This is a genomic window from Achromobacter sp. GQ309 (assembly GCF_059759315.1).
Genome location: NZ_JCAXDP010000003.1, coordinates 421,360 through 445,107, shown reverse-complemented (window position 1 = coordinate 445,107; position 23,748 = coordinate 421,360). Strand labels below are relative to the sequence as shown.

Annotated in this window: 22 protein-coding genes; 5 read left to right on the top strand and 17 right to left on the bottom strand. The window is 64.6% G+C overall.

The features are described 5' to 3' along the window. Positions 1 to 33 precede the first annotated feature (33 nt). The 3 genes from AC6CIE_RS11450 to AC6CIE_RS11440 are packed head-to-tail and all read right to left on the bottom strand — an operon-like array spanning position 34 to position 3,817. Positions 34 to 1,920, bottom strand: a complete 1,887-nt coding sequence (locus tag AC6CIE_RS11450; RefSeq protein ID WP_498092246.1) for a dipeptide ABC transporter ATP-binding protein — start codon at positions 1,918 to 1,920, stop codon at positions 34 to 36. A 44-nt stretch (positions 1,921 to 1,964) separates the two neighbouring features. Then, positions 1,965 to 2,945 carry an isoaspartyl peptidase/L-asparaginase family protein gene (locus AC6CIE_RS11445; RefSeq protein ID WP_175122917.1) on the bottom strand — a complete coding sequence of 327 codons (981 nt, stop codon included), beginning with the start codon at positions 2,943 to 2,945 and terminating at the stop codon, positions 1,965 to 1,967. Continuing rightward, positions 2,942 to 3,817, bottom strand: coding sequence for a MurR/RpiR family transcriptional regulator (locus tag AC6CIE_RS11440; RefSeq protein WP_175122918.1), 876 nt, complete (start codon positions 3,815 to 3,817; stop codon positions 2,942 to 2,944). The genes AC6CIE_RS11445 and AC6CIE_RS11440 overlap by 4 nt, the downstream gene beginning before the upstream one ends. A 202-nt stretch (positions 3,818 to 4,019) precedes the next feature. On the opposite strand from AC6CIE_RS11440, the gene AC6CIE_RS11435 reads away from it, so the two are divergent. Beyond that, entirely contained in the window at positions 4,020 to 4,481 is a 462-nt protein-coding gene (locus AC6CIE_RS11435) for a GNAT family N-acetyltransferase (protein ID WP_175122919.1), read from the top strand. A gap of 30 nt (positions 4,482 to 4,511) precedes the next feature. Here the strand turns inward: AC6CIE_RS11435 and AC6CIE_RS11430 are convergent, their stop codons facing one another. The 5 genes from AC6CIE_RS11430 to AC6CIE_RS11410 all read right to left on the bottom strand — a co-directional run bounded on the left by AC6CIE_RS11430 (position 4,512) and on the right by AC6CIE_RS11410 (position 8,230). Further along, positions 4,512 to 4,919 carry a hypothetical protein gene (locus tag AC6CIE_RS11430; protein WP_498092245.1) on the bottom strand — a complete coding sequence of 136 codons (408 nt, stop codon included), beginning with the start codon at positions 4,917 to 4,919 and terminating at the stop codon, positions 4,512 to 4,514. Further along, a complete protein-coding gene (locus AC6CIE_RS11425) occupies positions 4,895 to 5,911 on the bottom strand; it encodes a PAAR domain-containing protein (RefSeq protein ID WP_239213023.1) in 1,017 nt (338 codons plus the stop codon). The genes AC6CIE_RS11430 and AC6CIE_RS11425 overlap by 25 nt, the downstream gene beginning before the upstream one ends. Before the next feature lie 216 nt (positions 5,912 to 6,127). Next, a complete protein-coding gene (locus AC6CIE_RS11420) occupies positions 6,128 to 6,781 on the bottom strand; it encodes a CoA transferase subunit B (RefSeq protein ID WP_056567942.1) in 654 nt (217 codons plus the stop codon). Between the two features lie 12 nt (positions 6,782 to 6,793). Then, positions 6,794 to 7,492, bottom strand: a complete 699-nt coding sequence (locus AC6CIE_RS11415) for a CoA transferase subunit A (protein ID WP_175122922.1) — start codon at positions 7,490 to 7,492, stop codon at positions 6,794 to 6,796. Positions 7,493 to 7,777: 285 nt separating this feature from the next. Next, positions 7,778 to 8,230, bottom strand: a complete 453-nt coding sequence (locus AC6CIE_RS11410; protein ID WP_255596284.1) for an acyl-CoA thioesterase — start codon at positions 8,228 to 8,230, stop codon at positions 7,778 to 7,780. Positions 8,231 to 8,339: 109 nt separating this feature from the next. Here AC6CIE_RS11410 and AC6CIE_RS11405 point away from each other — a divergent pair, with 109 nt between their 5' ends. The 3 genes from AC6CIE_RS11405 to AC6CIE_RS11395 all read left to right on the top strand — a co-directional run bounded on the left by AC6CIE_RS11405 (position 8,340) and on the right by AC6CIE_RS11395 (position 11,452). Beyond that, on the top strand, positions 8,340 to 9,986 hold the full coding sequence (locus AC6CIE_RS11405) for an electron transfer flavoprotein-ubiquinone oxidoreductase (RefSeq protein WP_498092244.1): 1,647 nt from the start codon (positions 8,340 to 8,342) through the stop codon (positions 9,984 to 9,986). Between the two features lie 76 nt (positions 9,987 to 10,062). Further along, a complete protein-coding gene (locus AC6CIE_RS11400; protein ID WP_367351610.1) occupies positions 10,063 to 10,914 on the top strand; it encodes an NAD-dependent epimerase/dehydratase family protein in 852 nt (283 codons plus the stop codon). A 193-nt stretch (positions 10,915 to 11,107) separates the two neighbouring features. Next, positions 11,108 to 11,452, top strand: coding sequence for an antibiotic biosynthesis monooxygenase family protein (locus AC6CIE_RS11395; protein ID WP_175122926.1), 345 nt, complete (start codon positions 11,108 to 11,110; stop codon positions 11,450 to 11,452). Between the two features lie 38 nt (positions 11,453 to 11,490). Here AC6CIE_RS11395 and ltaE read toward each other — a convergent pair whose 3' ends face one another. The 6 genes from ltaE to AC6CIE_RS11365 form a co-directional block, all read right to left on the bottom strand. Continuing rightward, entirely contained in the window at positions 11,491 to 12,501 is a 1,011-nt protein-coding gene (gene ltaE, locus AC6CIE_RS11390) for a low-specificity L-threonine aldolase (protein ID WP_498092243.1), read from the bottom strand. Between the two features lie 42 nt (positions 12,502 to 12,543). Then, positions 12,544 to 13,428 (bottom strand): DMT family transporter, encoded by an 885-nt coding sequence (locus AC6CIE_RS11385; protein ID WP_446678266.1) that lies wholly within the window; start codon positions 13,426 to 13,428, stop codon positions 12,544 to 12,546. Between the two features lie 131 nt (positions 13,429 to 13,559). After that, the gene (gene acs, locus AC6CIE_RS11380) at positions 13,560 to 15,539 is read right to left on the bottom strand and encodes an acetate--CoA ligase (protein ID WP_175122928.1); all 1,980 of its coding nucleotides are present in this window, start codon (positions 15,537 to 15,539) and stop codon (positions 13,560 to 13,562) included. Positions 15,540 to 15,866: 327 nt separating this feature from the next. After that, positions 15,867 to 17,207 carry an MFS transporter gene (locus AC6CIE_RS11375; RefSeq protein ID WP_498092242.1) on the bottom strand — a complete coding sequence of 447 codons (1,341 nt, stop codon included), beginning with the start codon at positions 17,205 to 17,207 and terminating at the stop codon, positions 15,867 to 15,869. Further along, positions 17,204 to 17,611: a heme-binding protein gene (locus AC6CIE_RS11370; protein WP_498092241.1), complete on the bottom strand. Its 408-nt coding sequence runs from the start codon at positions 17,609 to 17,611 to the stop codon at positions 17,204 to 17,206. The genes AC6CIE_RS11375 and AC6CIE_RS11370 overlap by 4 nt, the downstream gene beginning before the upstream one ends. Next, the gene (locus tag AC6CIE_RS11365) at positions 17,608 to 19,536 is read right to left on the bottom strand and encodes a propionate--CoA ligase (RefSeq protein ID WP_498092401.1); all 1,929 of its coding nucleotides are present in this window, start codon (positions 19,534 to 19,536) and stop codon (positions 17,608 to 17,610) included. Before AC6CIE_RS11365 ends, AC6CIE_RS11370 begins: the two co-directional genes overlap by 4 nt. A gap of 248 nt (positions 19,537 to 19,784) precedes the next feature. On the opposite strand from AC6CIE_RS11365, the gene AC6CIE_RS11360 reads away from it, so the two are divergent. Next, entirely contained in the window at positions 19,785 to 20,444 is a 660-nt protein-coding gene (locus AC6CIE_RS11360) for a C40 family peptidase (protein WP_175122931.1), read from the top strand. A gap of 189 nt (positions 20,445 to 20,633) precedes the next feature. On the opposite strand, the gene AC6CIE_RS11355 is transcribed toward AC6CIE_RS11360, so the two are convergent. The 3 genes from AC6CIE_RS11355 to AC6CIE_RS11345 form a co-directional block, all read right to left on the bottom strand. Beyond that, complete coding sequence (locus AC6CIE_RS11355) at positions 20,634 to 20,957, bottom strand: DUF2325 domain-containing protein (RefSeq protein WP_035212827.1); 324 nt, start codon at positions 20,955 to 20,957, stop codon at positions 20,634 to 20,636. A 215-nt stretch (positions 20,958 to 21,172) separates the two neighbouring features. Further along, on the bottom strand, positions 21,173 to 22,117 hold the full coding sequence (locus AC6CIE_RS11350) for a CysB family HTH-type transcriptional regulator (RefSeq protein ID WP_008161940.1): 945 nt from the start codon (positions 22,115 to 22,117) through the stop codon (positions 21,173 to 21,175). A 95-nt stretch (positions 22,118 to 22,212) separates the two neighbouring features. Further along, a complete protein-coding gene (locus AC6CIE_RS11345) occupies positions 22,213 to 23,706 on the bottom strand; it encodes a CoA-acylating methylmalonate-semialdehyde dehydrogenase (protein WP_498092240.1) in 1,494 nt (497 codons plus the stop codon). Positions 23,707 to 23,748 lie beyond the last annotated feature (42 nt).

Here is a 23,748-nt window from a genome sequence, read left to right as displayed (position 1 = left end):
ACTCCTGGTTCCAAAAAAAGGTCAACTACTGAGTCAATACGCGCCGCCGACGGGATGGCGGGCTACAAAATGATCCGTACCGACCTGAACCAGCGGCTGCACCACCGGTTCGTCGTTCAGTTTGCGGATCGGGCTGGGGATTTCATCGGACAGCAAGGTGCGCTTCAGGTGACGGCGCGCCGGATCGGCGATCGGCACGGCGGACATCAGCTTCTTGGTGTACGGGTGCTGCGGATTCTCGAAGATGGCACGGCGCGGGCCGATTTCGACGATCTGGCCCAGGTACATCACGGCCACGCGGTGGCTAACCCGTTCGACCACGGCCATGTCGTGCGAAATGAACAGGAACGAGATGCCCATGTCGCGCTGCAGGTCGATCAGCAGGTTCACGATCTGCGCCTGGATCGACACGTCCAGTGCCGACACCGATTCGTCCGCGATCACGACTTTCGGGTTCAGGGCCAGGGCACGTGCGATGCAGATGCGCTGGCGCTGGCCGCCCGAGAATTCGTGCGGATAGCGCTGCGCCATTTCCGGCGGCAGGCCCACGCGCTCGAGCAGTTCGGCGACGCGGCGCTCGGCATCCTTGCCCTTGGCCACGCCGTGCACGAGCAGCGGCTCCATGATCGAGAAGCCCACGGTCACGCGCGGATCCAGCGACGCAAACGGGTCCTGGAACACGAACTGGATGTCACGGCGCAGGGATTGCAGTTCGCTGTTCTTCAGGCGCACAATGTCGCGGCCGCCGAAGCGGATCTCGCCGCCCTGGCTTTCCACCAGGCGCAGCAGCGAGCGGCCCGTCGTGGACTTGCCGCAGCCGGACTCGCCGACCAGCGACAGCGTCTCGCCGGGGTACAGGTCGAAGCTGACCTTTTCCACGGCGTGCACGCGGCGCTGCACGCGGCTCATGATGCCGCCGCGCAGGTCAAAACGCGTCACCAGGTTGCGCACGCTCAGGATGGGTTCGCGCTTGGCGTTGGGAACTTCCTGCGTGCTGACGGCGCCCGGCTCGGCCACGGGCTGGGCCTGGCCTTCCACCTGCAGCAGCGGGAAGCGCGCGGGCAGGTCCGTGCCCTGCATGGCGCCCAGCTTCGGCACGGCCGACAGCAGCGCCTTGGTGTAGCTGTGCTGGGGCGCGGCGAACACCTGGTCCGAAGGGCCTTCCTCGACCTTGTCGCCGCGGAACATCACCAGCACGCGGTCGGCCACTTCGGCCACCACGCCCATGTCGTGGGTGATGAACACCACGCCCATGTGCATCTCTTCCTGAAGCTGACGGATCAGTTGCAGGATCTGCGCCTGGATGGTCACGTCCAGTGCGGTGGTCGGCTCGTCGGCGATCAGCAGCGCCGGCTTGCAGGCCAGCGCCATGGCGATCATGACGCGCTGGCGCATGCCGCCCGACAGTTGATGCGGGTAGCGGTCCAGCACCGATTTGGCTTCGGGAATGCGGACCTGTTCCAGCATGCGCAGCGCTTCGGCGCGCGCCGAGGCGCCGTCCATGCCCTGGTGCTCACGGATCGATTCGGCGATCTGGTCGCCGGCCGTGAACACCGGGTTCAAGGAGGTCATCGGCTCCTGGAAAATCATCGCCATGTCGGCGCCGCGCACGTCACGCATGACGCGCTGGCTGGAATTGGCCAGGTCGATCACGGAACCGTTGCGGCGGCGCAGGGCCATGCGCCCCTGGGCGATGCGGCCGCCGCCGTGTTCCACCAGACGCATCAGCGCCAGCGACGTCACCGATTTGCCCGAACCCGATTCGCCCACGATGGCCAGGGTTTCGCCCCGGTCCACATGGAACGACAGGTTGCGCACGGCTTCGACCGTACGCTCGGAACCCACGAAGCGCACCGTCAGGTCGTCGACCTGGACCACGCGGTTATCCGGCAGCGCCAGGCTGTTTGCGCGATCAACCATCTCTTCTCATTCCCAAAATAAACCTACTGATCCAAACCCGCCGCTCATCGGTAGATGGCGGTCACCGGCTTTTCGCCAACGCGGGCGTAACCCCGGTACATGCCTTCCGTGTTGAACGGCAAGGCCACATTGCCCTGGGCGTCGACGGCCACGAGGCCGCCCTTGCCGCCGATGGTGGGCAGTTTTTCCATTACGACGCGGTCCGCCGCCGTTTCCAGCGAGGCGCCGCAGTACTCCATCTGGGCCGCCACGTCGTACGCGGCAACCATGCGGATGAACATTTCGCCCGTGCCCGTGGTGGACACGGCGCAGGTCTTGTTGCTGGCGTAGGTGCCGGCGCCGATCAGGGGCGCATCGCCCACGCGGCCGACCTGTTTGTTGGTGATGCCGCCGGTGGAGGTGGCAGCCGCCAGGTTGCCCTGCGCATCGACGGCCACGGCGCCCACGGTGCCGAACTTCTTGTCGGCGTCCAGCGGATCGGCCGGCGCAGGCTGGCCGCGCGCGACCATGGCCTGGCCGTCGTGATCCAGCACGGCGGCGTCCGGCGTTTCGCGCTGCACGCGCAGCAACTGCTCGCGGCGGGCTTCGGTCGAAAAATACGACGGGTCGACGAGTTCCACGCCTTCCTGAGTGGCGAAGGCTTCGGCGCCCTCGCCCACGAAGAAGACGTGCTTGCTGTTTTCCATAACCTTGCGCGCGGCAAAGATCGGATTGCGCACGCGGTTCACATTGGCGATGGCGCCGGAACGCAGCGTCGCGCCGTCCATGATGGCGGCGTCCAGCTCATGGGTGCCGGCGCTGGTGAACACGGCGCCGTGGCCGGCGTTGAACAGCGGGCAATCCTCGAGCAGGCGCACGGCCTCGGTGACGGCGTCCAGGGCGCTGCCGCCCTTGGCCAGCACGGCTTGGCCGGCGGTCAGGATGGACTCCAGGGCCGCCAGGTATTCCTGTTCTTTCTCGGGAGACATGGCCGCGCGGGACATCGCGCCGGCGCCGCCGTGAATGGCAATCACGGGCTGAATCATCGTTTACCTACTCCATGTATGAGCCACGGCATGACGGACTGGGTCACCCCAGCGGCGGCCGCGACGGAATTTTTGGCACGATAGGCCACCGCCGCGGACAAGGCTTCAATGAGCCCGAGCGCGGCGGTTTCGGAATTGGGAATGAGCTGGCGTGCCGAGAAGGCATACAGCACGACGGAGGCCGTGGGCGCCAGCGGCGACGTGGGCTTGTCCGTCAGCACCAGCACCGGCACGCCGGCCTGCTTGGCCGCGCCGGCCAGCGTCACGGTGTCAGCCAGATAGCGCGGAAAGCCGATGGCGATCACCAGGTCTTTGCTGGTCATGCGCGACATCTGCCGCGCCGCGTGCGACACGCCGCCGGGACCGGCCAGCGACTCGACGGAATGCAGGTGCATGCACAGGCCGCGCTGCAAGAGGCCCGCGAGGAACCCGCTGGCGCCGAAACCGATGATGAAAACGCGTTCGGCGGCCAGGATCGTGTCGACCGCCTTTTCACAGGCGTCCGAATCCAGGGCCTGCAGGTTGCGCTGCGCGTTGCGGATATCTTCTTCGAGCGTCGCGGCGAAGATCTGGACGGCGCTGGCCGAGTGGGCCAGTTCGGTGCGCAGTTTTTCGACCGGTTCCAGCGCGGCTTCAAAGCCGCGCGCCAGCTCGGCACGGAATTGCGGGTAACCCGGCAGATCCAGGGCACGCGCAAACCGGTTGGCGGTGGCCACCGACACGCCCACTGCCACCGCGAACTCGTCGATGGTCATGGTGGCGACGCGGAATTGATGCGCCAGCACGTACTCGGCCATCTTGTGCTGGGTCCGGCTCAGCGCGGGCTGGGCCCGGGCGATCCGATCAGCGATCGTAATGGCGGACTTGGTCATCGAACAGCGTGGTGGAAATCAGGCGGCGGGTTTATGTAAATTTGTTTACACACAAATTTTAGTTAAGAAAATAGATTTTCATACTAAGGGTATACCCGTGAATAGATGTAACAGTCCGGCTCTAAAAATCGGGGCCGGGTTGCGTTACGCTTGGTGCCCTTACAGAATTGCCCACCTTGTCCCGATATCTGGAATGACCCGCATGACGCCCGCCTGGACCTGCAAGCCCCACGCCGATCTGACCCCCGCCGAGCTCTACGCCATCCTGCGGCTACGTTCCGAGGTATTCGTGGTGGAACAGAACTGCGTGTTTCTGGACATGGACGGCAAGGATCTCAAGGGGCAGACCGAACACCTCATGGCGTGGCACGAGGGCGAACTGGTGGCCTATTGCCGCCTGCTGGAGCCGGCCCTGAACGACGGGCGCGCCATTATCGGCCGCGTGATCACCGCCCCGGCCGCGCGTGGAACAGGGTTGGGGCATGAGCTGATGCGCCGCGCAAAGGAAGAAGTGCAGCGGTTGTGGCCGGGTCAGCCGGTTTATTTGGGCGCGCAGGCGCGGCTCAAAGGCTATTACGGCGGCCACGGCTTTGTGCCGGTGACTGAGGAATACATGGAAGACGGCATCCCGCATGTGGGGATGCTGCTGAGCGAATCGGCCTGAACCGCCGAAACACATTCTGCGGTCATCGCATCAGCCGCCGGGCTCAAGAAACCGCGCAAAGAAGCCATGGCGAATTTCCGTACGATCGATTTTTCCGCCCGTGGCGAAGTAAACGTCGATTCTGCTAAACGGTTTGGTGATCTCCAGGGTGTCGCCCTTCTCGCGTGGGGTTGAGATCAGCATCCACATATCAGATGCCGGGAACATCGCGGTCGGTGATGACACAGACTGCCCGGGAGCCAGGAGAAATCGGGTCGTGTCGTGATTGTCATTGAAAAAGACAAGAAGGTCGGCCTGGGCATCCTCCGCGTAGTGCAAAGCGACCACGGGCCTGCAAAAGTACAGGAAAAGCACCCAGGAAATCGGCGTTGCACACAGAAGTATTGCAGCCAATTTGACGCCACGGGGCGCCGTTAATTTTTTGGCTCTCTTCTGCATGTGTGCGGTTCTTTGGCGACATCCTTTCCATACCCCCAGGGTAGAGGCACGGCGCTGACACGGTGGAGAAGCATGTTGGCCGTCAGTTCATGAGGCTTGGCTGCCCCATATAGATCGATTCCCAGCTTGATGGAAATGTGATCCGTCACGTCGTCCGCGCTCGCCGGCCACGGGCCATTCTGCGGGTGATTCTGTTGCGGTTTCCGCTTCCAGGCATCAAGTGCGGCCTGCGCCAAGCCCGCCCCCTTGATCAGCTCGGCAGCCGTAAATCCTAGTGCAATTCCCACGTATCCGAAGTGGATGTTGGACCAGATGTCAAAGTAGTAGTCGAAGTCGCCGTACTTTTGCCAGCCGATATTGAAGTGTTCGCCCAGCATTTGCCGCAGTACAGGCTTGTGGTCCCAGGGGCGGTTCGGCCCGATGATATCCGCGAAAAGCGCGTAAGCGTGCAGCTTCTTCTCGGCCAGCATTTGCGCGTAGGTATTCCGTCCTGAGAGCTTCGTGTACCACGCAGCACGCTCCCAGTCTTCGTTGTACGCCTTGAAGTCGTAGTGGTTGGCATCATGGATCTCGCGTCCCTGCCTGGAGAAGGGGTTGGTCTTCATCTCCCGTACGATGAACTCGGCCAGCGGCACAGCGGTGTCGGCATGGGTGCAGCCGGGCTCGCGCAGGCTATTGGCCAACAGACCGGTATTGGACGATGTCCGAGCGACATCACCCGGTCCGGGATCCAGCACCGCTATGTCCTGACTGGCGATCAGCGTGGCACCGCAGGCTGTCTTCATGCCTTCAATTGCCACAAGACCATCATCGACGATGAAGCTGGAAACACCTTCGACGATGGGATACGTGCCCTTGCACTGCGGACAGGCCACCAGGTGGCCCATTCCCGCAGCGGCCCTGCCCTCGATCGTGTACTGGGGGAACCCCTGCGTCACGGTCCCCCCGTGCGATGTCTTGTCGCCGATTCGAACAACGGCGCGTCCTGCCATGCTGCGGCTCCTGACATTTTTCGGGTGCGCTTGAGTCTACGTATCGCAGACCACCAATCAATCAGAAAAGTCGGAAACCACAGTCGTTAAATAGCCCAGCCTTTGACGGTGCGGGGAGATTGGCGGACAGTCGCCTCGCCACGCAAAAAGACCCCCGAAGGCCGGATCTCGTCCAACCTTCGGGGGTCAATTCATGCAAGGTGAAGCGGGTGCGGCCTACTGCACCGCCGACACGTCCAGCTTCGCCGCCGTCTTGGACTTGATCTCGTCCACCGTCACGCCGGGCGCCGTTTCCAGCAGCTTCAGGCCGTTTTCGGTGACTTCCATCACGCCCAGGTCGGTGATGATGAGGTCAACCACGCCCACGCCGGTCAGCGGGAGGTTGCATTCGGGCAGCAGCTTGATGTCTTCGGAGCCGTCCTTCTTCTTGGCAACATGCTCCATCAGCACGACCACGCGGCCAACACCGGCCACCAGGTCCATTGCGCCGCCCATGCCCTTGACCATCTTGCCCGGGATCATCCAGTTGGCCAGATCGCCTTTTTCGGAGACCTGCATCGCGCCCAGGATCGCCAGGTTGATCTTGCCGCCCCGGATCATCGCGAACGAGTCGGCCGACGAGAAGATCGACGAGCCGGGCAGCGTCGTGACCGTCTGCTTGCCGGCGTTGATGAGGTCGGCGTCGACCTGATCGTCGGTGGGGAACGGGCCGATGCCCAGCAGGCCGTTTTCGGATTGCAGCCACACTTCCACGCCTGCGGGGACGTGGTTGGCGACCAGCGTGGGCAGGCCGATGCCCAGGTTCACATAAAAGCCGTCTTGCAGCTCGCGCGCGGCGCGTGCCGCCATTTCATCGCGGGACCATGCCATGTCGTCTTCTCCTTAGGCCGGGCGAGTGGTGCGTTGTTCGATGCGCTTTTCAGGCGTGGCGTTCACCACGATCCGTTGCACATAGATGCCGGGCAGATGGATCTGATCCGGGTCCAGGCTGCCGGTGTCGACGATCTGTTCGACCTCGACGACCGTGAACTTGCCCGCCATGGCGACGTTCGGATTGAAGTTGCGCGCGGTCTTGCGGAACACCAGGTTGCCGCTGCGGTCGGCGATGTGCGCCTTGACCAGCGACACGTCCGGCACCAGCGAACGCTCCATCACGTACTGATGGCCGTCGAACTCGCGGATTTCCTTGCCCTCGGCGACGATGGTGCCCACACCGGTGCGGGTGAAGAACGCCGGAATGCCGGCGCCGCCGGCGCGCAGCTTTTCAGCCAGCGTGCCCTGCGGCGTGAATTCAAGCTCGAGTTCGCCCGACAGATACTGGCGTTCGAATTCCTTGTTCTCGCCGACATAGGACGCGATCATCTTGCGCACCTGGCGCGTGTTGAGCAGCTGGCCCAGGCCAAAGCCGTCGACGCCCGCGTTGTTGCTGATGCAGGTGAGATCCTTGACGCCCGAATCGCGCAGTGCGGCGATCAGCGCCTCGGGAATACCGCACAGGCCGAAACCGCCCACGGCGATCATCTGACCGTCCTTGACGATGCCTGCCAGCGCCTCCTGGGCGCTTGCATAAACCTTGTCCATCGCTCCAACTCCTAGTTAAGGTCTAACCAAAGTGAGCCCGCCCCGCCGCTACCCGCGCACGGGTCCCGGAAAAATTGGGGAATCGGGACAAGCCCAGTCGTTCCTTGGGGCGCGGCTGTTGGCGCAGGCTACGCGGGCATCGCGGCGAGGCCCGATTTCCGTGAAGCGGTGGCGCCGAGGGTGGCGCGCCCTCATTGATTTTCTGATTTTGCGCTAGATTTTACCGACATGACCGGTCAAAGCACGCGCTATTTTGGCCGGTACGCGGCCCGCGGCCGCGCGTGCTCATTGGGCCGGCGTGAACTGCGTGGCCATTTGGGCCAGGACTTCGGGCGGCCACGGCGCGGACGTATTGGCCACGTAATCCATCCATACCAGCACATTCCGACCGCGCGCATAGGGGCCCGCGTCGTCACCGACCTTCTCGAGCAGCAGCTCGAACTCGGCGCTGGAGCGGCCGATGCGCGTCACCTTATGCGTCACACGGACGGTGGCTGGATACGTCAGCGGACGCAGGAAATCGCACGACGCGTGCGCCAGGATCGCGCCATCGTCGGCCGGCAGCTTGAAGCCCGCGTTATACAGAATCTGCATGCGAGCCTCTTCCATGAGGCGGAAATACAGCGTGTTGTTCAGATGGTTCAAGGCGTCTGAATCGCCCCAGCGCAAGGGCAATTCGAGCTGATGGGTGTCGCCCACCGAAAGCAGCCGCGCAGACAGGTTGTCCGGGTTCACCAATAACTCCTGAAGGCTAAAAGAAATGCGAAGGGGTACAGGACCCTCGCCTGCAATACAATCGCCGATAATACTTCCAGCCATATATGGAATACATACGGGGAGCTTTGCAATGTCTGAACGCGAGTCGATGGAATATGACGTGGTCGTGGTTGGCGGTGGTCCCGCCGGCCTGGCCACAGCAATCCGTCTGAAGCAGCTGGCCGCTGAGAAGAATCAGGAGATCGGCGTCTGCGTACTGGAAAAAGGCGCGGAACTTGGCGCGCACATCCTGTCCGGCGCCGTCATGGACCCGCTGGCGCTGACTGAACTCATCCCCGACTGGAAAGAGAAAGGCGCGCCGCTGAACGTGCCCGTCACGCAGGACAAGTTCCTGTTCCTGTCCGAGACCGGCGCGCGCGCCACGCCGAACTGGCTGCTGCCCCCGTGCTTCCACAACGAAGGCAACTACATCGTCCGTCTGGGCGACGTCGTCAAGTGGATGGGCGAACAGGCCGAAGCGCTGGGCGTGGACATCTTCCCCGGCTTTGCGGCCGTTGAAGTGCTGTACGACGAAAACGGCGCCGTCCGCGGCGTGGCCACCGGCGACATGGGCGTGGCCCGCGACGGCAGCCACACCGACCACTACCAGCCCGGCATGGAACTGCATGCCCGCTACACGGTGTTCAGCGAAGGCTCGCGCGGCCAATTGGGCCGCCAGCTCATCGAACGCTTCAAGCTGGACGACGGCCGCAACCCCCAGTCCTACGGCATCGGCATCAAGGAAATGTGGGAAGTCGATCCGGCCCAATCCAAACCCGGCCTGGTGATCCACACCGCCGGCTGGCCGCTGGATGCCGACACCTACGGCGGCTCGTTCCTTTATCACCTGGACAACAATCTGGTGGCCGTTGGCATGATCGTCGGTCTGGACTACGCCAATCCGTGGCTGTCGCCCTTCGACGAATTCCAGCGCTACAAGACCCACCCGGCCATCCGCGGCACGTTCGAAGGCGGCAAGCGCATCGCCTACGGCGCGCGCGCGATCACCGCCGGCGGCCTGCTGGCGCTGCCCAAGCTCACGTTCCCGGGCGGCGTGCTGGTCGGCTGCGAAGCCGGTTTCCTGAACGCCTCGCGCATCAAGGGTAGCCACGCCGCCATCAAGTCGGGCAAGCTGGCCGCCGAAGCCGCCTTCGACGCCCTCGTTGTCGACCGCCGCCAGGACGAACTGACCGCCTACCCCAAGGCCTTCGAAGCCTCCTGGCTGCACGAAGAACTGAACAAGGCGCGCAACTTCAAGCAGTGGTTCAAGAAGGGCCGCACGGTCGCCACGCTGATGACCGGCATCGAACAGCTGCTGCTCAAGGGCAAGATGCCCTGGACACTGCGTCACAACAAGCCCGACCACACCTGTCTGCAACCGGCGTCGCAATGCGCGCGCATCGACTACCCCAAGCCTGACGGCAAGCTCACGTTCGACAAGTTGAGCTCGGTGTTCATTTCCAACACCAACCACGACGAGAACGAGCCCGTCCACCTGACCCTCAAGGATCCGTCCGTGCCGGTGAAGGTGAACCTGGCCAAGTACGGCGGCCCCGAGTCGCGCTACTGCCCGGCCGGCGTGTACGAGTTCGTCAAGGACGACCACGGCGAGGACCGCTTGCAGATCAACGCGCAGAACTGTGTGCACTGCAAGACCTGCGACATCAAGGACCCCACGCAGAATATCGTCTGGGTGGCGCCGCAAGGCGGCGAAGGACCGGTCTACAGCGGCATGTGACACTAAGGGCGCACCGCGCCCGCCCGGAAGGCGCCCTGCGGGGCGCCTTTTTTTTCCGACTGCCTGGAGCGACAACATGAGCGAACGCGTACTTCTGATCGGCTGCGGTGACCTGGGCCTGCGCGCGGCGCAGCGCTTTCTGGCGCGCGGCGACGAGGTCCATGCGCTGCGCCGCCACCCGCCCGCCGGCGATGCCAGCGGCGTTCAATGGCTGCAAGGCGACATCACGCGCCCGGACACGCTTGCCTCGCTACCGCGAGGCGTCACGCGGCTCATTCACCTGCCCTCGCCCGGCGCGCGCGATCCGCAGGCGTACCGCGGCGTGTTTGTGGATGGCCTGGCCAACGTATTGAAGGCGCTGGACACGTCCAGCCTGAAGCGCATCGTGTTCGTATCTTCCAGCGCCGTGTACGGCGAACATCATGGCGGCTGGGTGGACGAAGACACGCCGCCCGCGCCGCAAGGCTTCAACGGGAAAGTGCTGCTCGAAGCCGAGGCCGCGCTCGCCGCACAGCCGGTTTCCTCGGCGGCGCTGCGGCTCGCGGGCCTGTACGGGCCGGGTCGAATGCAGCTCATCGAGCGCCTGCGCAGCGGCGCGGCAGGGGCGCCTGTGCAGCCCGAGCATTGGGCCAACCGCATCCACATCGACGACGCGGCCGCCGCGGTGGTGCACCTGGCGCTGCTGCCAGAGGTTGCGCCGGTGTACATCGGCTGCGACGACACGCCTCTGCCTTTGCACGTCCTGTATGCCGAACTGGCCCGGATGATCGGCGCCCCGGCCCCGCGCGAGGCGCCTGCGCCCGCCAACGTGGGCAGCAAGAAGCTCAGCAATGCGCGCCTGCGCGCCAGCGGCCTGTCGCTGCAATGGCCCGATTCACGGCAGGGCTACTCGGCGTTACTGGCCGACGGCGACGCGGCGCAGGCATAGTTCGGCTCACACCGAATCGTTGCCTGCGGGGCTGGCGGATACTGGCGGCCGAATCCCCCATCGGTCACCGCCCACCCGCCATGCCGCCCCCCATCCCCTGGACGCCGTCACGCATCCAGACCCACGCGATTGCGCTATCGCGCGCTCTCCAACGCGCGCATGCCCAGTTTGATTTTCAAAAGGACAGCAGCCCATGATTGCCGTGATATTCGAAGTCGAGCCCGCCCACGGCGACCCCGCCCCGTATCTGGAGATTGCCGCCGGCCTGATCGACGAGCTGCGCACCATCGACGGCTTCATCTCCGTCGAACGCTTTCAAAGCCTGTCCACGCCCGGCAAGCTGCTGTCGCTGTCATTCTGGCGCGACGAGGCCGCGGTGCTGCGCTGGCGTTCCCTGGAATCGCACCGCCGCGCGCAAGAGGCCGGGCGCGGCGGCGTGTTCCAGAACTACCGTCTGCGCGTGGCCCAGGTGCTGCGCGACTACGGCATGCAGGAGCGCGACGAGGCGCCCTCCGACAGCCGCGCGCGCCACGGCTGAACCGGCGGCGACGGCGCGATTGCGATCGCCGAGGCGGCTTAACGCAACAACCGCCCCACGGCCTCGACCACGCGCCGCACGTCGTCGGCCGACACGTTCAGATGCGTGACCAGGCGCGTCGGACCGCCATAGACGGCGCGCATCAGGATGTCTTCCTTGCCCAGCGCCGCCGTCAGCGCATCGCAGCGTGACGGCTCGAATTCCACGAACACCATGTTGGTGTCCTGGCTCAGCACCTTGACGCCGGCAATGCCCCGCAGGCCTTCGGCCAACAGGCGCGCATTCTCGTGGTCCAGCGCCAGCCGTTCCACGTTGTGCTCCAGCGCGTACAGGCACGCGGCCGCCAGCACGCCAGACTGGCGCAGGCCGCCGCCCAGCATCTTGCGCCAGCGATGCGCGCGGCCGATCAATTCCTCGCTGCCGACCAGCACCGACCCGACCGGCGCGCCCAAACCCTTTGAAAAGCAGATGGACACCGAGTCGAAGGGCTGGCAAAGGTCGGCCACGGGTTTGCCGCTGGCGACGGCCGCGTTGAACACGCGCGCCCCGTCCAGGTGCGTGGCAAGGCCCTGCTCGCGCGCCCAGGACGTCGCGGCCCGGATGTACGCGGCCGGAATCAGCTTGCCGTGGAAGGTGTTTTCCAGCGCCAGCAGGCGCGTGCGCGCGAAGTGCGGGTCGCCCTTGGGCTTGAGCGCCGCGGCAAGTTTTTCCAGCGGCAACGATCCATCCGGCGCGTGTTCGATGGGCTGGGGCTGGATGCTGCCCAGCACCGCTGCGCCGCCGCCCTCGTATTTGTAGGTATGCGCAAGCTGGCCGACAAGGTACTCGTCGCCGCGATCGCAATGCGCCATGAGCGCGGCCAGGTTGCTTTGCGTGCCCGACGGGAAGAACAGGCCGGCAGCCTTGCCGGTGCGCTCGGCCAACGTCTTTTGCAGGCGGATCACGGTGGGATCGTCGCCCATCACGTCATCGCCCAGCGGGGCATTGGCCATCGCCTGCAGCATGGCCGCATCGGGACGGGTGACGGTATCGCTACGCAGATCAATCATGAAAGTTTCCAGGGGATTGGAGAGGACAGGAATTCGGAAAGGTCATTCGGCGCGCGCGGCCGGCGCGGCACGGCTCACCACAAAGATGCCAGCCAGGATCAGCACCATCCCGCCTACCTCGACGGGCGTGGGACGCTCGGACAGGATGGCCCATGCCAGCAGCATGGCCACCACGGGCACGCCCAGGCTCGACAGTCCCGCGATCGACGCGGGCACGCGGCGCACGACCTGCAGCCACAGCAGCCAGCCCGCCGCGGTGGCGATCAGCACAATGTAGGTCATGCCGGTCCAGAGCGGCCAGCCCCATTGGGCGGTCATCTGCGGCACCAGATAGGCGATGGGCACCATGACCAGGCCGCCGAACAGCATCTGCCACGCGGTGAACGTCATCACGTCCGGCGCATGGCGGTCGAACATGCGCTTGGACAGCACCGTGCCCACGCCCCAGCACAGGCCGCTTCCAAGGCCCAGCAACACGGGGCGGATGTCGCCCAGCCCGTTCCAGGGTTCGACGAAACAGATCAGGCCGACGGCGGCCAGCGCGATGCCGGCCGCGTGCCGGGCCGTGGGCCGCTCGCCCAGCAACCACCACGCAAACAGCACGACCCAGAACGGCATGGTGTAGGCCATGAGGGACACCTTGCCCACGCCCCCGTCCACCAGCGCGGTCTGGACGAAGCCCTGAAAGCCCGCCGTCTGGGTCAGGCCGATCAAGAGGGTCAGTTTCCAGGGCGGCATCGCCAGCGGCCGGCGCGTGGCGAACGCGAGCGCGAAAAGCACCAGGCTGCCCGTCACGTAGCGCAGGGCCACGAAGTCGAACGGTCCGATGTAGGGCACGATCAGCTTCATCGCGATCCAGCTTCCCGCCCAGACCAGGATGGTGCTGAACATCAGGGCAAGCCCTGCGCGATCGAAACTGCTGCTCACGGGTGCGGCTCCATGCGAAGAAATTTGGCAATCCAGGAATGACGACGCCCGTGCCGCTACATGCCGGCACGGGCGTCGTCATTATGCGCCTGTCGCGCTGCAAACGGCCGGTGAAATCCGGCCGGTTGCATTTACAGCGGCTTGGCGAGCTGCTCCAGGATGGCGGGATTTTCCAGCGTGGACACGTCCTGCGTCACCTCCTCGCCCTTGGCGACCACGCGCAGCAGGCGGCGCATGATCTTGCCCGAACGGGTCTTGGGCAGGTTGTCGCCGAAACGGATGTCCTTGGGCTTGGCGATGGGACCGATCTCGCGGGCCACCCAGTCGCGCAACTGCTTGGCGATGGCCTGGGCCTCTTCGCCTTCCGGACGAGAGCGCTTGAGCACGACGAAGGCCACGACGGCCTCGCCGGTCGTGTCGTCGGGACGGCCCACGACGGCGGCCTCGGCCACCATTTCGTGCGCCACCAGCGCCGACTCGACTTCCATCGTGCCCAGGCGGTGACCCGAGACGTTCAGCACGTCGTCGATACGGCCCATGATCCAGAAGTAGCCGTCGGCGTCGCGCTGCGCGCCGTCGCCCGCAAGGTAATAACCACGCAGTTCAGACGGGAAGTAGCTCTTCTTGAAGCGTTCCGGATCGCCCCAGATGTTGCGGATCATGGCGGGCCACGGACGCTTGATGACCAGGAAGCCGCCATTGCCCTTGTCCACGTCGCCGCCGGTCTCGTCGACGATGGCAGCGGCAATGCCCGGCAGGGGCAGCGTGCACGAACCCGGCTTGGTGGGCGTGGCGCCCGGCAGCGGCGTGATCATGTGCCCGCCGGTTTCGGTCTGCCACCAGGTATCCACAATGGGGCAGCGCTCGCGGCCGACGTTCTTGTGATACCACATCCAGGCTTCGGGGTTGATGGGCTCGCCCACCGTGCCGATGATGCGCAGCGAGTCCAGATCGTAGTTCTTGGGATGCGCGTCGGGCGTGGCTTCAGACGCCTTGATCAGCGAGCGGATCGCGGTCGGCGCCGTATAGAACGTGGTGACCTTGTGGCGCGCGATCATGTCCCAGAAGCGGCCGGCGTTGGGGAACGTGGGCACGCCTTCGAAGACGATCTGCGTCAGGCCAGCAGCAAGCGGGCCGTAGGTGATGTACGTGTGACCGGTAACCCAGCCCACGTCGGCGGTGCACCAGTAGACGTCGTCCTTGCGCGCGTCGAAGGTCCACTTGACGGTCAGGAGCGCCCACAACAGGTAGCCGGCGGACGAATGCTGCACGCCCTTGGGCTTGCCCGTGGAACCTGAGGTGTACAGGATGAAGAGCGGGTGTTCGGCGTTGACCGGCACCGGTTCGCAGGTGTCCGGCTGGCCGGCCTCGACGTCCTGCATCCAGAGATCGCGGCCTTCGTTCCACTGCACCTTGCCGCCCGTGCGGCGGTACACGACGACCTTGGTGACGGCTTCGCAACCGCCCATCGCGATGGCTTCTTCCACGGCGGGCTTGAGCGGAATGGTCTTGCCGCCGCGCACCTGTTCGTCGGCCGTGATGATGAGCGATGCGCCCACGTCGACGATGCGTTCCTGCAGGCTCTTGGCCGAGAAACCGCCGAACACCACCGAGTGCGTCACGCCCAGGCGCGCGCAGGCCTGCATGGCGACCACGGCTTCGATGGACATGGGCATGTAGATGATGGCGCGATCGCCCTTCTTGTAGCCCAGCGCCGCCAGCCCATTGGCGAAGCGGCACACGCGCGCCAGCAATTCGCGATAGGTGACCTTGTCGACCTTGCCATCGTCGGATTCAAAGATGATGGCGGTCTTGTCGGCGTTGCCGTTGGTCAGGTGTACGTCCAGGCAATTGGCCGAGACGTTCAGTTCGCCGTCGCCGAACCAGCGGTAGAACGGGGCATCGGACTCGTCCAGCACCTGCGTGAAGGGCTTGGTCCACTGCAGATTGTCGCGGGCCTGTCCGGCCCAGAATCCGTCGAAGTCGTTCTCGACCTGCGCGCACAGCGCGTTGTAGGCGTCCATGCTGGAAATCGCGGCGCCCTGCGCGGCGCGCTCGGGCGGCGGAAACACGCGGTTTTCCACCAGTACGGACTCAATAGCGTTCGACATGATCTTGTCTCCAATCGGTGATTCTGTTGTTTATGCTGCTTTTTTATTACCCACCTGCAACCGTATCGCCGCGCTCTTACGGGCACCTTACGCAAAATGCGGGCCGGAGCCCGCAGATTGACGAGGCCCAAGGCGATGCGTCTGCGCCGGATCTGGGCAGGAAGACGCCGCAAGGCGCCATCCGGGCAGCATGCACAAGCCAACGACGCGCCGCACTGCGGCGCGCCAACAATGCCAAGCAATCAGCATGTGCCGCCGCATCGGGACGCGGCGGCACAAGGCAGTCCATAAGGATAGCAGCCGCTTCCCGCTTGGCGTATACCGCATTCAGGCGGCCTGCCGGGCGAGGCCGCGCTTCATGTCCACCCGCGACAACAGGATCAGTCCGCCGACGAAGAACAGCCCCGTGACGAGGATGGCCAGCCGATGATTGCCTTCCGTGGCCCACGTCACCAGCCCGTACGTCAATGGGCCGATCACGGCGGCAAGCTGCACGGAAAAGGTCCACAGCGAATAGAACTCGGCCAGCCGGCCCGCCGGCGCCAGCGCGCCGGTCATGGCGCGGCCCGCGCTCTGCGTCGTGCCCATGCACAGGCCGGCCAGCACCGCCGCCAACCAGAACACAGGCGCGGTCACGGCCGCGTAAGCCGTCAGCACCATCACGATCCATCCCACCAGCGTGATGGCCAGCGCCGGCTTGTGGCCGATGCGGTCCTGCACGTAGCCGAACGAAAACGCCCCCGCCGCCGCGCCGATGTTCACGGTGAACACCAGCAGCATGATCTGCGGCGTAGTGAAACCCATGACTTCCGACGCATACACCGCGGCCAGCGTGATCACGACCGAGATGCCGGCCTGGTAGCAGGCAATGCACATCAACAGGCGGCGAAATTCCGGGAAGTGCAGGCCCGTTTCGCGCCAGGCATAGGCCAGGCGCTTGAGCATGTGCAGTGCGGGCGGATTGCCCTGCTGCGGCTTGGCGCGCTCGCGCAGCATGAAGAACGACGGCAGCGCGGCCAGCGCGAATACCGAGGCCGTCACCACGATGACCCAGGGCACGAACTGCTCGGCGGTCTCGCCTCGCCCTTCGGCCAGCGTCACCACGACAAGCGACAACCCCAGCGTCAGCATGCCGCCGAAATAGCCAAAGCTCCATCCCCAACCCGAGACGCGGCCCAACGCCTGCGGCTTGGCCAGTTCAGGCAGGAACGCCGCGACCACGGATTCGCCAACGCAATAGCAGTAGTTGGACACGACGATGGCGGCAAGCGCCAGCCAGACGTCGCCCGGCCCCGCTTGCGTCAGGACCAGCGTGCCCGCCACGCAGCCGGCCGTGCTGGTGTAGAGCAGCCGCCGCTTGCTGGCCCGGGCATCGGCGCGAGCGCCCAGCGTAGGCATGGTCAGCATGATGACGAGGTACGACAGCGATAGCGCGGACGTCCACGCGAGCGTGGCCCATGTGGCGCGCCCGGCGACGACGCCGACGAAATAGGTGCTGAAAACCGCCGTGAGGATCACGGTGGTGTATCCGGAGTTCGCGAAGTCGTACATGGCCCAGGCCCAGACTTCGCGCCGTTTCACGCCGGGGTTCAGCGGACCGCTGTCCGCCCCCCGGGTGTCCTGCGCGGAAACGCCAGCCGGCGTTTCCGGCGGCAGCGCCTGGCTCATAGGCCCAGCGCGGCGATGCCTGCTTGCGCGATCTGCACGTCTTCGGTCGACTTGACGCCCGAAACGCCCACCGCGCCGACGACCTGGCCGTCAACGACGACCGGCACGCCACCCTCGAGCATGCCTTCGATCAGCGGCGCCGACAGGAACGAGTAGCGGCCATTGTTGATCAGTTCTTCGTAGATGCGCGATTCGCGGCGGCCCAGCGCGGCCGTCTTGGCCTTGGCGGGCGCGATGTGCGACGAGATCGGCGCCGCATTGTCCAGGCGCAGCATGCCCAGCAGATGGCCGCCATCGTCGGTCACGGCGATGGTGACGGCCCACTTGTTCTGCAAGGCGTGTGCTTCGGCCGCGGCCAGGATCTTTTTGACGTCGTCGGCGCTCAGCACGGGTTTGGTTTTCATTGCAGTGACTCCTTGATCTGTTCGAGGGCGTTAGGGTCTTCCATGGTGGTCAGGTCGCCGGGATCGCGCGACTCGCATACCGCGACGATCGCGCGGCGCAGCACCTTGCCGGAACGGGTCTTGGGCAGGGCGCCCACGAACCGGATCCTGGCCGGCCTTGCCACCGCCCCAAGCTGTTCTTCCACCAGCCGCATGATATCCGCTTCCAGCGCCTTTGCCGCTTCCGGCGTGTCGGCGCCGGCCGGATTCTTCAGCACGGCGAACGCCATGGCGACCTGCCCCTTGAGGGGGTCGGACACACCCACCACCGCGCATTCCGCGATGCCGTTGTGGCTGTTGACCGACTCCTCGATCTCGCGCGTGCCCAACCGGTGGCCCGCCACGTTGATCACGTCGTCCGTGCGGCCCAGGATGAACCAGTAGCCATCGGCGTCCACCCGCCCCCAGTCGAAGGTCGAATACACCTGCCGGCCCGGAATCGACGTGAAGTAGGTTTCGACGAAGCGCGCGTCGTCGCCCCAGATGGTGGACATGGCGCCGGGCGGCAGCGGCGGCACGATGGCGACCACGCCCTTCTCGTCCGGACCCAGGTCTTCGCCGGTGGATTCGCTGACGATGCGCGCGTCAAAGCCGTAGACCGGGAACGACGGGCTGCCAAACCGGGTGGCGACCTTTTCCACGCCCGGCTGCGCCGACAGGATCGGCCAGCCGGATTCCGTCTGCCAGTAGTTGTCGATGATGGGTTTGCCCAGGCCTTCCGAGATCCATTGCGCCGTCGGCTCGTCAAGCGGTTCGCCGGCCAGATAGACGGCGCGCAGCGTGGACAGATCGTGCCGCCGCAAGAGATCGGGATCCTGGCGCTTGAGCACGCGCACTGCGGTCGGCGCCGAAAACAGCGTGTTCACGCCGAATTGCTCGACCAGCTTCCAGAGAATCGCGCCGTCCGGGCGCACGGGTGTTCCCTCGTACAGGATGGTCGATTGCCCGCCGATGAGCGGTCCGTAGACGATGTAGGAATGCCCGACCACCCAGCCGATGTCGCTGGTGCAGAAATAGGTGTCGCCGGGCTTGCCATCGAACAGGTATTCCATGGACGACGCCAGCGCCACGGCGTATCCGCCCGTGTCGCGCTGCACGCCCTTGGGGCGGCCGGTGGTGCCGGAGGTGTAGAGGATGTAGCTGGGCTCGGACGATTCCAGCCACTCGACGGGCACCCGCGCGCCGCGGTGGCGTTCGCGCAGCGTCGCGTAATCCAGATCGCGACCCGCCACCGGTTCGAACGGGGCCAGGCCGCGGTCGAACACCACCACCGAGGCCGGTGGCGACTTGGCCAGGCTCAAGGCGCGATCCAGGAGCGGCTTGTACGGCACGACCTTGCCGGCCCGCGAGCCGCCGTCCGTGCACACTACGACCTTGGGCGACGCATCGTCGATGCGCTGCGCCAGGTTCACCGATGCAAACCCGCCGAACACCACCGAATGCACTGCCCCGATGCGCGCGCAGGCGAGCATGGTGAACACGGCTTCCGGCACCATCGGCATGTAAAGCAGCACGCGGTCGCCGCGCGCCACGCCCAACTCGCGCAGCATGGCGGCTGCCGCGTTCACTTCCTCGAAGACGTCCTGCCGCGTGTACACCTGCTCACGGTCCACCTCGGTGGACACCCAGATCAGCGCCGGCATGTCCGCCTGTGTCGGCAGCCAGCGGTCCACGGCGTTGTAGCAAAGATTGGTGCGCCCGCCCACGAACCACCTGGCGAAAGGCGGACGCGAGAAGTCCAGCACATTGTCAAAAGGCGTTTCCCAGTGGATGCGCGTGGCCTCTTCACGCCAGAAGGCGTCGCGGTCATTCACCGAGCGATAGTGGAAATCCCGGGTTCTTTGCATGTCTGTCTCCTGGTATTGTTCATAGGCCTTAAGGCTGATTGATTTTTTGTCTAATCATTTCGGTCATTCTGGTAGGCAAACCTTGCACGAGACTTGCCGCACGTCAAAAAATTCTTCCAGAGGTCCACGCTGCATGGATATTTAGGGCCGATACGTAACGAACCGGCACTAAAAGTTTGGTAGAATCCCCGCGAAGTTGCACATAATTGTTGAATTTGCTGACATCTCGGCCCCAACCGCGGCTAATGCGCGGTTTTTGCTGTGTTCAGTGAATCATCCCCAGGCGAATGCATCGACACTCCATACCCGCGCGATTCAATTCAACCACTGGCCTTGCAAAGCGCGGTCTGCGCATGCTCGCGTTGGTTGCTTGCTTTGCGGGTCTGGCGGGTTGTGCAAGCACTAGCCAAAAGTCAACCGCCCATACGTCCGAGATCGATCCTTACGAAACGGAGTGGGTTGCCACCGCCGATGATCCCATCGGCATGCTGGTGGTCCAGAAATTCAAGCGTGAACGCCAGCGCACCCATTCGGGTGTCGGCACCGACAACGGCATGGTCAGCGAAGCCCTGAATCACCTGGGCATCCGCTACCGCTTCGGCGGCAGTTCCCCCGACACCGGCTTTGACTGCAGCGGCCTCGTCGCTTACTCGGCCGAACGTGGCCTGGGCCTCAAGCTTCCCCGCAACGCCGCCGAAATCGCCCAGCAAGGCGTGGCCGTCGCCAAGAACGAACTGCAGGCCGGCGACCTCGTCTTCTTCAACACCATGGGCCGCCGTTATTCCCACGTTGGCATCTACCTGGGCGACGACCGCTTCGTGCATTCGCCCAGCGCCGGCGGCGTGGTGCGTGTCGAAAACATGACCATGGCCTACTGGTCCAAGCGCTACAACGGCGCCCGCCGCCTCGACAACACCCTGATGGCATCGGCCCGCGCGGCAAACTGACCGCCCTGCCCTGTCCAGACTCAAGGCAACATAGTCGCACGCAGGCCTACCCGCCGCCATCGTCCAAAATGCAAAACGCCGCCAGACTTTCGTCCGGCGGCGTTTTTGTTTGTTCTCTTCGCGGCGTTCAGACCGCAGGCCGTATCGGCCTCCCCAGTTTGTCGTGGATGCGCGGCAAGACGCGTCCCATCAATGAACGGTACCGGCGCGCGGGCACAGGCCGCATTGCTGCAGCGCCTGCTGCATGCTGCACACGGAACGGCGACAAGCGACGACCCGGATGCCACCGCGCTGCGCGGCGTTGCGGAACGTCTTCATGACGTTGTGGCCAAGAAAATCGGTAAGCAGGATGACCAGTTGCGTGCCCGAGGGCAGTTGCAGGGTCTTCTTCTGATGCGAGGGATCGCGCCCGCTGATGTGGTGCGTGATCGAGATGTTGTGTCCTTTGAGCAGATCGGGAATATTGCCGAGGCGGTCGGCGCCCACTACCACTGCACTAAGTCCTGCCGTCATGATTTACCTCACTGGGTCGTTGAGCCTGGATGTAATGATAATGATTCCTATTTTTTCGTCAACTCAAATGAGATCGGTTCTTATTTAATTATTTTTATGAGCTTAGGGAAAGGGATAGCCGTCTCACGCTTTCCGCAGGGCTATCAGGCAAAAAAAAACGCGACGTCGTAAGGACGTCGCGTGTTGTCGAGGCAGGCGCCGGCAGCCGGCAGAGGCTATTTCGGCGCGCCCTGCACCGCATCGGTCACCACCGCCCGGGTCAGCGACGGCGCCAACATTTCCAGGAAGGTGTAGACGTAGTCGCGCAGGAACACACCCGCCTTCACGCCCACGCGGGTCGTATGCGTGCCGAACAGGTGCCCCACCGGCAGGCCGACCAGATTGGAATCGCGTCGCGGGTCATAGGCGACGCCCGCGATGATGCCGATGCCCAGGCCCACGTCCACATACGTCTTGATCACGTCGGCGTCGATGGCTTCGAGCACGATGTCCGGATGAATGCCCTGGTTGGCAAAGATCTCGTCGATCGTGCTGCGGCCGGTGAAGGCGCGATCGTAGGTCACGATCGGGTATTCAGCCAGTTGCGCCAGCGACAGGCGCTTGGCGGCGCTGGAGGTCAGTTCGGCCAGCGGATGATCGGGCCGCACCACCACGGTGTGTTCCCACGCATAGACCGGCAAGGTGGCCAAGCCCGGCGTCAACGCCAGCGATTCGGTGGCCAGCGCCAGATCGGCCTGTTCATGCAAGACCATTTCAGCAAGCTGGGCGGGGCTGCCCTCGGCCAGCGACAGGTGGACCTTGGGGAATTGCTTGCGGAACGCGGGAATGACGCGCGGCAGCAGATAGCGCGCCTGCGTGTGGGTGCAGGCAATGACCAGGCCGCCTTCATCGCGGCGCGCGAATTCGTCGCTGACTTTCTTCAGGTTGTCGACTTCGCGCATGATGCGGTCGATCACCTGCGACACGGCAAGACCCGGCTTGGTCAGCCCCTTGATGCGCTTGCCGTGGCGTTCGAAGATCTTGATGCCCAGCTCGTCTTCGAACTCGATGATGGCCTTGGAAACGCCGGGCTGCGACGTGTAGAGCATCCGGGCGGCTTCGGTCAGGTTGAAGTCGCGCCGGATGGTTTCACGCACGAAACGAAATTGCTGGAGGTTCATTAATTGGCCCCTGATAGACGGGCCAATTATAAGTAATAAGAACGCCTTGCTATATGAATTATTCGTATAAGCTTAGGAGCAAGGCGTCCCCTCTTTTAGCGCATCGAGATCGTGGTGTTGACGGTCTTGGCGTGCGCCGACCAGCGTGCGGTGACCGTCTTGGTCTGCGTCCAGAACTGCACCGCTTGCTTGCCGTTGGGGCCCAGGTCGCCCAGCTTGGAACCGCGCGAACCCGTGAAGCTGAACCACGCCACCGGCACCGGAATCGGCACGTTGATGCCGACCTGGCCCACGTCGATGTTGTTCTGGAAGTAGCGCGCGGCGCCCCCGTCCTGCGTGAACAGGGCGACGCCGTTGCCGTTGGGGTTGCGGTTGATGAATTCCACCGCGTCTTCCAGCGTCTCGACGCCAACGCAGCACAGGACCGGTCCGAAGATCTCCTCGGTGTAGATCGTCATGTTCTCGGCAACGCCGTCGAACACGGTCGGGCCGACGAAGTTGCCTTCCTCGAAACCCGCCACCTTCAGGTTGCGGCCGTCGAGCAGCAACTTGGCGCCTTCGTCCACGCCCTTCTGGATCAGGCTTTCCACGCGCTTTTTCGCATTGGGCGACACCAGCGGACCCAGGTCGGCCTGGCGGTCCGTGCCGGCGTTGACCTTGAGCTTCTTGGCGCGTTCGACGAAATCGGGCAGCCAGTTGCGGGCCTCGCCCACCAGCACGGCCACGGACGACGCCATGCAGCGTTGGCCGGCCGCACCGAAGGCAGCCCCGAGCAGTTGGTTCAATGCGACTTCCGGATCAGCGTCCGGCAGAACCACGCAGTGGTTCTTGGCGCCCATCATCGACTGGCAGCGCTTGCCGGCAGCCGATGCGCGGTTGTAGATCTCGGTGCCCACGCGGGTCGAGCCGATGAACGACACCGCCTTGATGTCCGGATGCTCGCACAGGCCATTGGCCGTTTCCGGGCCGCCGTGCACCACGTTCAGCACACCAGGCGGCAGGCCGGCTTCCAGCGCCAGTTCCGCCAGGAACAGCGACGAGGTCGGATCCTGCTCGGAGGGCTTGAGCACGAACGTATTGCCGCAGGCCACGGCGATGGGGAACATGAAGCACGGCAGCATCACCGGGAAATTGAACGCAGTGATGCCCGCGCACACGCCCAACGGCTGGATCAGCGTGTAGACGTCGATCCCGGATGCCGCGTTTTCCGCGTATTCGCCCAATTGCAGGTTGGCGATCGAGCAGGCGTGCTCGACCACTTCCAGACCGCGGCCGACTTCACCCTCGGCGTCCGGCAGCGTCTTGCCGTGTTCGCGGGTAACCATCTCGGCCAGCTTGCCGGTATTGGCGCGCAGCAGCTCCTGGAACTTGAGCATGACGCGCATGCGTGCGCCCTGCCCGGCGTTGCGCCAGGTCTTGAAAGCCTCCTTGGCGTTGGAGACGGCCAGGTCCAGTTCTTCGCGCGTGGCGAAGGGCACCTTGGCGACGACCTCCTGGGTGGCGGGGTTGATCACGTCTCGCCATTCGGTGGTTTTGGACTGCACAAGCTTGCCGCCGATCAGTAGCGGAACGCGCGGGACTTCACTCATTTTGATGCTCCTCACACTGCGTAGTCGATGCGGATGGTCGTC